Source organism: Acinetobacter sp. WU_MDCI_Abxb74 (assembly GCF_025513915.1).
Lineage (GTDB): Bacteria > Pseudomonadota > Gammaproteobacteria > Pseudomonadales > Moraxellaceae > Acinetobacter > Acinetobacter calcoaceticus_C.
The window spans coordinates 81,318-90,059 of sequence record NZ_JAHPRP010000014.1 but is presented as its reverse complement, the minus strand read 5'-3'; the positions used below and the strand labels follow the sequence as shown (position 1 = coordinate 90,059).

Genomic DNA, 8,742 nt, shown 5'->3' with positions numbered 1-8,742 from the left:
ACAAGGATCGCGCCGTCCATCTGAGCAGCACCAGTAATCATGTTTTTAACATAATCGGCGTGGCCCGGGCAGTCTACGTGAGCGTAGTGACGGATTGGAGAATCGTATTCTACGTGTGAAGTATTAATTGTAATACCACGTGCTTTTTCTTCAGGTGCTGAGTCGATTTGTGAGTAATCTTTCGCTTCACCGCCGTAAGTTTTTGCACAAATAGTTGCAATCGCAGCAGTTAAAGTTGTTTTACCATGGTCAACGTGACCGATTGTGCCCACGTTTACGTGTGGCTTATTACGTTCAAACTTAGCCTTAGCCATGTTTATATTCCTCGTTTACGTCGAACACCACTCTGAGCCGAACTCAGCATCGACATATCGCCTAAAAAATCAAACACCCAATACTTGAAAAGCAGACTAATAAGCCTGCTTTTTAAATCTTTGTAGAAAATCTACTAAACTGTATCTGGAGCTCTTATCGAGATTTGAACTCGAGACCTCTCCCTTACCAAGGGAGTGCTCTACCACTGAGCTATAAGAGCGATTATCCTTCGATGGAGCGGGAGACGAGGGTCGAACTCGCGACATGCAGCTTGGAAGGCTGCCGCTCTACCAACTGAGCTACTCCCGCACGATGCTGGTATACTTAGCACTTCAATCGAAGTTAATGGTGGTGAGAGAAGGATTCGAACCTTCGAAACTTTCGTAGCGGAGTTACAGTCCGCCCCCTTTGACCGCTCGGGAATCTCACCACTTCACACTTATTTCAGTGTTATTCTTCACTCAACAACTTTACACTTTTTAAGATGGTGCCGGCACACGGATTCGAACTGTGGACCTACTGATTACAAGTCAGTTGCTCTACCAACTGAGCTATGCCGGCGCTTCTTAGTGTTTCGTACGTTTCGTATCGGAACGGTGTGCAGTTTAGCAAAACTTCCAAACGATGCAAGCAGTTTTTTAAAAAAAACTGCTAAAAACTCATAAAATCAATCCGTTTGATGATAATTCAACCGCTTTGATCACTGCGCGAGCTTTTATTTGTGTTTCATTCCATTCTGATTCAGGGTTTGAATCGGCAACCAAGCCTGCTCCAGCCTGCACATATACCTTCTTATCACGGATAACACACGTACGGATTGCAATCGACATATCCATTTCACCATGCCAGCCTAGATACCCCACTGCCCCACCAAAAACGCCTCGCTTAACAGGCTCAACTTCATCAATAATCTCCATTGCACGAATTTTCGGTGCGCCAGATAAAGTACCTGCCGGGAAAGTTGCTTTAAACACGTCTAGTGCATCAATATCATCACGCACCTCACCTTGTACATTTGACACAATGTGCATGACATGCGAATAGCGCTCGATGACCATTTGATCAGTCACTTTAACCTTACCAATTTTAGAAACTCGACCAACATCATTTCGACCAAGGTCAATTAACATTAAATGCTCTGCTATTTCTTTTTCATCAGAAAGTAAATCTTTTTCTAAAGCGATATCTTCTTCTTTAGTTTTTCCACGCGGTCTTGTACCAGCAAGCGGGCGAACTGTCGCAATTCCATTTTCCAGACGAGAAAGAATTTCAGGCGATGATCCTACAATATGGAATGGTTTGTTATCTGTAATAGTTTGACCCTGTACCAAAAACAAATATGGTGAAGGGTTTAAATGACGTAAAGCACGGTAAACCTGTAAAGCCTCACCATCAAAGTCCGAAACCATACGCTGGCCCGGAACAACCTGCATCACATCACCTGCACGGATATATTCTTTAACCTTTTCTATGGTCTCAAGGAATTTCGCTTTACCCGTAATCGATTCAAAATGAGGCGGTGTATGCGGCTTAGCTTGCAAACTCACTGGTGTAGCTAATAACTGCTCTAATTGATCTAACTTTTGCTGAGCATCTTCATAAGCATGTGCCTGCGTTGTATCTGCATGCACAATTAAAAATAAAGTATCTTTCAGGTTGTCAAAGACAATGACTGTCTTTGAGAGCATCAACCACAAATCTGGTAAAGCAATTGGATCAGCCGCAGGTACATTCTTTAAACGTGGCTCAATATAACGAACTGCATCATATCCCAAATAACCCACTAGCCCGCCAGTAAAACTTGGTAATGCTGGCAAAAGCTCAGCTGGTGGCACTGTAAATTGCTTCTGAAATTCACGAATATATTGAAATGGATCTAGGCAATCTTCTTGTGTAATTGAGCCATCAGCATGCTGTATAGACAAGACCCCTGCATTACATGAAAAAACTGTCGATTCGCCTAAACCGATCATGGAGTAGCGTGCCCAATTTTCACCACCTTCAACTGACTCAAATAAATAAGCTTGTTTTTGCTCCTTAAAACGAGCAAAAACAGATAAAGGTGTTTCCGTATCTGCCAAACGCTGGCGATAAACTGGAATAGTGTTGTAACCCGATGCCTTAAGTTGTTCAAATTGCGCTAATGTGGTCATGAATTTTTCTCTAATATGGTTTCGATTTAAAACAGTGTTTTTCTAGTTTCGATTTAGACACGCCATCGAAAAACCATACGCTTATTCATGCTGATCTCCATTTCACTCATTAAATAATTAACTCAGCCAAACTATCAACCACTTGCTGAGGTTGGCAATCATAGATATTTTCTCCATGATTATAGCCATAGCTAACCACAATACAATCAATTCCCGCACGGCGCGCCGCCTCAATATCATTACTTGAATCGCCAATCATGAGCGCGTGCGAAGCAGATACCTTTAAACTTTGCATACAATGCAACAACGGCAATGGATGTGGTTTTCTCTCTGGCAAACTATCTCCCCCAAGGACAACTTGAAAATAAGAAGAAAGTTCTAAGGCATCAATTAACCCTTGAGCAAGTTGCACAGGCTTATTGGTAACACATGCCATATGTATATTCAAAGCTTTACAGTGCTTTAAGAACTCAGTTACTCCAGGATAAATTTGAGTATTCACACAAAGCTCTACCCCATATATGTCAACAAATTTCTGTAAGAGGACTTTATGTTGTTCGGTGTCTAATTTTCCAAAAATATGTAACAGAACACTTTCACAAAGTTTAGACACTCCTTTACCGACCCATGCTCGTATCTGGGCTTCTGTTATTAAAGGCCATTCTAATTCTTGCAAGCTTAGATTCATTGATCTATATAAATCAGCAGCAGAATCAACCAGTGTTCCATCTAGATCAAATAAAATTAAATCGCGCTTACTTAGTTGTGCAACAGACATCTTCTTCTTCTCAAAATTAAAAAGGCATGCGTTTAGCATGCCTTGATTGTAAAAGCACCAACAGATTATTTAAAGAATAACCATGCTAATAAAGCTAAGATTACTAAAATAATAATAGTGATTAAACCAACTGAGGCATTCTTCTGTTGCTCTTTTTCTTCAGCAACACGAGAAACAGGCTCATCAAAGCTAACAGGCGCTTGTGGCTGCTGTGCTTTAACATCTATACCTTCTGGAATAGGTGCAGGTTTTGGTATAGAAATATTTTGCGGCATACCATCGCGGCTCACTTCTATTTCAGTAGCACGCTCTGTAAGGCTTGGCATCCCTTGATCGCTTAAATCTTGAGATGGTGCCGTATTTACAGGTTCTGCTTCAATTTCGGGTAAATCAGCAACTTCTTGCGCAGGTGCAAACACAGAGAATTTAAAGCTAGCGAATTGAACAATATCGCCCTCATGCAATTGCTTCTCTTGCTCAATACGAATGTCATTTACAAATGTACCATTCGAAGAGTTTAAGTCTTGAACCCAAAGTAATTGGTCTTTTAAAAGCAGAGCTGCATGGCGACGTGAAATCTCAGCAGCTTGTAATAATAAATCGGCATCTTGATGGCGCCCCACCAATATATCACGATCAATATTAATTTCTTGTCCAGTAAACTCACCAGTAATTGCTTGTAATTTCCAAGTCATGCCTATGTGTCCTAATCCATCATTTTCTCAATAATAACACGCTACTATGGTGCTGTGCTTGGACGCAATGTCGTTGTTGTTACCGTATTTTTAGTACGGTTCACCTCAGGGTCTGGTAACTGTAAAGTTTGCTTTTGCACTGCTGGCTCTACAGCAACTGGTGTAGTGACTGTCGAGCTTTTTCCACCTGAAGGAACCTGTTGATAATTTTTTGGCTGAGAGGCAATACTTGGTGGTGTCATTTTTTGATTGTAGACGTCATCAACCTGTTCAGGCAGTTTGGCAAAATTACCATTTTTATCCATCGCTAATTGCAAGCTGTAAAGTTGGCTATAACGCTGCTGAGACAAACGGCGCACATCGTTTGCATCACCTACAATCGTAGGGTGAATAAAGACGAGTAGATTACGCTTTGTATTACTTCTACTATCTGATCGGAACAATCTACCTACGTATGGAATACTACTTAATCCCGGTATTCCTTGACGACTGAGCTCAACATCATCAGAGACTAAACCACCCAAAACAACTGTTTGACCATGCTCGGCCAATACAGCAGTTTTAATAGCACGTTTATTAGTGATTAAATCGGCAGCCTGTCCTTTACTGGTCTGAACGTTCGAAACCTCTTGCTCAACTTCAAGACGAACCGTACCGCCTTCCCCAATATGTGGAACAACCTTTAATGTCACCCCGACATCTTTTCGTTCAACAGTTGTGTATGGATTGATACCTGTACTGTTTGTAGTGACCGACCCTGTTACAAATGGAACGTTCTGACCTACAACAATATAAGCTTCTTCATTATCCATAGTCACAATGGACGGTGTGGAAAGTAAATTTGATTTGGTATTAGCTTTGAGGGCTTGAATTAATGCACCATACGCCTTCCGAGAATTCTCAAAATTACCCACAGCAAAAGTTGCACCATTACCCTTATTAGCACCACCAGCAATAGCAGATGCTGCTCCTGCCGAACCACCAGACAAATAACCAGCAGCAATAGAAGACAAACTTGCACCCACATTACTAAAGCTAAGCAAGCCTATTCCACTGGATAAATCACCTAGCGCCCATTGAATTCCGAGTTGATCTGCATCATCTCCTGAGACTTCAATAATCGCTGCTTCTATGAGTACCTGCTGACGGCGGATATCAAGCTGCTGGATAGCAGATTCAATTTCACGCATTAATTGTGGATCAGCCTTAACAACTAACGAGTTTTGGGCATTATCCGCAATAATGCTTACACCATTTTGGTTAAAGCTACTGATATTATTCTGATTATTACTATTTGAATTACCATTCAAGTTTATTGAAGGCGTAGAAATTGAAGTACCACTTGAACCTGAATTTGTTGAACCTGAATTTTGGTTATTACCCATTAAATTATTAATCGGATTCGACGAATTAGAAGAATTATTACTATTTGACGAAGAAACTGCTTGTCCTGTTACAAGGCCTTGTAAAATTTCTGATAAATTTTTTGCACTTGCATATTTTAATCGAAAAACTTTTAGGCCCCCTAAACGGTCTGCCGAAGGCACATCTAGCATTTCAATCATGTGGCGAATGCGCTTACGTGTTTCAGGATCACCTTTAACCATAATACGATTCGTTCGATTGTCTGCAATAATACGGATACGTGCACCGCTAAAATCTTTCGAAGCTCCTGTTGCACTCATCGCCTCAAGTTGAGTAATGATTTCTTCCGCCTGACTCGATTGCAAGCTAATGGCTTCAATATCATTTTGCCCCGTACCATCTAGATTACGAATGATATTTTCAAGTTGATATATATTCGCAGCCCTGTCTGAAACAATCAGCGCATTCGTGCCTGCTATTGCAGCCATATGTGCAAATTGAGGCATTAAAGGGCGAAGTGCGGGAATTAAGTCATTTGGATTGGTATTTTCAAGCCAAATCACTCGAGTGACGATTTGATCACCCCGCAGTCTATTTCTAGAATCGTAAGGAATTCCCGAATTTTTAACATTGCTATCCGGCACCAGTTTAATGGTGTTCCCAGAGGGAATTGCCACCACCCCATTTACATTCAAGACCCCGAGAAATAGATCATAAACTTCATCTTTATTGAGGGGTTTATTGGATATTACGGTGACATTGCCACGCACTCGCGGATCTACTGCAAAGTTTTTCCCCGTAATGTCTGCAACTTCATTAATAAATGCAGTTAAGTCAGCATCACGTAAATTGATCTTCCATGTCTGGGCATAGGCACTGCTACTCACTGTCGCAATCAATGGGGCTGCTGCAAGTAATGCCCAAAGTGGACGTTGATGATTCAAAAAAGCCATAACTTGCGATATTTCCTAACTCTTATGGTGACGTGTTATCACTAAAAATTTTGTTGTATGGTCATCACTTGATCACCACGTTTTATTTCTAATTTCACTTGCCCAGCTCGACGAGCCTGTTCAAGTAACTGCACATCCGTTTGTCCCTGCCCAACCGTTTGACCATTTAAAGAAACAATACGGTCACCCGGCCTTAAACCTAACTTATTTCGAAGCGCAGTGGGTGTACGTTCTGTAACTTCAAAACCTTCACTTGAGCTCCCGCTTACGCCCATATCACGTAGATATTGTTCACGGTTACCTTGCATTTGCTGAATAGCCTGTCCAAGCGCTTCTTGAGTACTATTAGCCGAAGGTGCCTGTTGAGTAGCGGTCGGCGGATTTGCTGGGGATGCCTCTGGATTAGGTGGTTGATATAACCCGTTTGGCAAACCTTTAAACTGAAGCTCACGCGTACTTCCATTACCTTGACGCAATATCACGTGATCCCAATAAACTTCTGCTAGCTGGTAGGATGTAGAAGCTATTGTTTCACCCACCCGATACCGATCAGCAGTATTATCAAGCTTAATAACAGCCGAAGAAAAACGGTTCGGATAACCCACTATCACACCTTGCAATTCTAGGTTGACATTTTCCTGAGCTGCATTGGCTGAAGGTTCATTAAAAAGCGAAAAAGTACTAATGTTAGGAATTTGTGGCTGCTGTGATCCTAACTCTACCCGATCGAACTGCATCATTTGAGGAGGTGCAATAACCCACCAAAATAATGAAGCCAATTTCCAGCATAGCCATAAAATTAAAAAGGCAAATACAATAACGCTTAGCCGATCTAATTTTTGCCATTGTAGTTGCTGTAATTTTTCAATCCATACTTTCATTATTAGTTACCCCCTTGTATTAAGGGTTGACGAGAACTAATGACAAATGTATCTAAACCAGCTTTTCCATCATAAGACGGAATATTCAGTAATAATCTTTGTGTAAGCTGCACATCAAGCATCATATTGGCATCTAATAAAAGGTTTGCCATTTTTTGACTGCGTTGATCACGTATATCAATCTGTAATTGACCATTTTGATCCGTTAATTGCCCATTTAAAGAAGGCATATTCATTCGGTCTTGACGGTCACCAATATTATAAATTAAAGCACCACCACCCCAATGCAATTGGCCATCAACTGCGGCGAAACCTTGGTCTTTTTTATAATTAAAATCAATATCTTTTAACTGGATACTGTTCACAGGCCATTGCCAGTTCACAACTTGTTTTAATGTTTCAGGCGCGATTTGACCATTCATTGTCCTTATAAGTACTTTTTTACCCATACCATAAGCCATTACCCCAGATAATTGGGTATTTCCACTATGGATATCTACATCAGCCGCGAACCTTAATAAAAACAGGTCAAGAGGTCTAGTTTTCCAATGAATCGAGCCTCTCAAAGTACCGCGCCGCCAATCTGCTTGGCCTTGCCAGATATTTCCACTTACATTGTGTAGAGTTTGATTATTCTTTGAAAATTTAGAAATAAGCCACGTCGCGGGGATCTGTAAAATAATAAAAATTAAAAATGCAATGAGGGCAAATAACCACCACTTCCATTGCTTAGACTTTTTCTTCATTCAGCCTTACCAACATGCAAATTATCGTCCTTATTTTGAGAGTAGCTCCCTAGTCTGACATTATGCATACTTTTTCAACATCGCCAATTCACTTCATATAAAAAAACCAAGCAATCAGGCTTGGCTTCTGTATTAAGACTATAAGTTGAACGTATGACAAAATCATGAAAACTGGCTAATCAACTTACTAAGTGTACATTTGATCTCAACAATCTATTTAAAAATGAATTTAAGCACTCAATTTTTTAAATAATATTTACTACAAAATTTTAGATATTTTCACGCATAAAAAAAGCCAAGCAGATTTGCTTGGCTTTTTATTATGAGCAATACAATTAGATTAAGAAATCTTCAAGTTTTGCGCCTTTTTCAATTTCAGCAACTAACCAGCGTGGTTGTTTACCACGACCAGTCCAAGTCTCTTCAGAATTGTTTTTGTTACGGTAACGAGGTTCTACAGATTTACGTGTAGTTTTCTTACGTTTTTGAGCACCAAATTCAAGAAGCTGTTCAACAGTAAAGCCAACTTTTTCAGCAATCTCGATAATTTGATTATAAGCATCTTCGATTGCTTGATCTTTTTTACTCACAATTAAAGCTTCCGCTTCTTCTTGTAAACGTTTTAACTCTTCAACAGATAATTCACTGATATCCGGTTTCATTAATAAATACTCCAGTCTTACAGACAATTCAAAATAATACAGACAAAATTTAAAAACATAAAATCAAGACCAATATTATTTATAATCTATTCAATAAGCAATAGTTTGAAAGCCGTGTTCATCAGAATAACCAAAAAAATTACCTTTTAATTACATTATTAATTATAAATGAAATATATTTAATTAATATTTAT

General features: G+C 40.0%; 8 protein-coding genes and 4 tRNA genes. All 12 read right to left on the bottom strand.

The window, feature by feature from the left end; translation table 11 throughout:
• The coding region (locus KTH84_RS17735) for a GTP-binding protein (protein ID WP_004668258.1) at nucleotides 1-314 on the bottom strand (314 nt) is incomplete at its 3' end.
• A 146-nt stretch (nucleotides 315-460) separates the two neighbouring features.
• Nucleotides 461-535 (bottom strand) — tRNA-Thr (locus KTH84_RS17730).
• Nucleotides 536-548: 13 nt separating this feature from the next.
• Nucleotides 549-624, bottom strand: a tRNA-Gly gene (locus KTH84_RS17725).
• Nucleotides 625-661: 37 nt separating this feature from the next.
• Nucleotides 662-745: transfer RNA gene (locus KTH84_RS17720), tRNA-Tyr, on the bottom strand.
• 55 nt (nucleotides 746-800) lie between these two features.
• A tRNA-Thr gene (locus KTH84_RS17715) sits at nucleotides 801-876 on the bottom strand.
• A gap of 98 nt (nucleotides 877-974) precedes the next feature.
• Complete coding sequence (gene trpE / locus KTH84_RS17710) at nucleotides 975-2,468, bottom strand: anthranilate synthase component I (RefSeq protein ID WP_045437291.1); 1,494 nt, start codon at nucleotides 2,466-2,468, stop codon at nucleotides 975-977.
• 109 nt (nucleotides 2,469-2,577) lie between these two features.
• A complete protein-coding gene (locus KTH84_RS17705; RefSeq protein ID WP_262474530.1) occupies nucleotides 2,578-3,246 on the bottom strand; it encodes a phosphoglycolate phosphatase in 669 nt (222 codons plus the stop codon).
• A 65-nt stretch (nucleotides 3,247-3,311) separates the two neighbouring features.
• Nucleotides 3,312-3,941: an FHA domain-containing protein gene (locus KTH84_RS17700; protein WP_262474528.1), complete on the bottom strand. Its 630-nt coding sequence runs from the start codon at nucleotides 3,939-3,941 to the stop codon at nucleotides 3,312-3,314.
• Between the two features lie 44 nt (nucleotides 3,942-3,985).
• Nucleotides 3,986-6,259 carry a type II secretion system secretin GspD gene (gene gspD / locus KTH84_RS17695; protein WP_262474526.1) on the bottom strand — a complete coding sequence of 758 codons (2,274 nt, stop codon included), beginning with the start codon at nucleotides 6,257-6,259 and terminating at the stop codon, nucleotides 3,986-3,988.
• A gap of 41 nt (nucleotides 6,260-6,300) precedes the next feature.
• Entirely contained in the window at nucleotides 6,301-7,140 is an 840-nt protein-coding gene (locus KTH84_RS17690) for a type II secretion system protein N (RefSeq protein WP_262474524.1), read from the bottom strand.
• 2 nt (nucleotides 7,141-7,142) lie between these two features.
• Complete coding sequence (gene gspN, locus KTH84_RS17685; RefSeq protein ID WP_262474522.1) at nucleotides 7,143-7,886, bottom strand: type II secretion system protein N; 744 nt, start codon at nucleotides 7,884-7,886, stop codon at nucleotides 7,143-7,145.
• A 335-nt stretch (nucleotides 7,887-8,221) separates the two neighbouring features.
• A complete protein-coding gene (locus KTH84_RS17680; protein ID WP_075431230.1) occupies nucleotides 8,222-8,548 on the bottom strand; it encodes an H-NS family nucleoid-associated regulatory protein in 327 nt (108 codons plus the stop codon).
• Nucleotides 8,549-8,742: the final 194 nt, after the last annotated feature.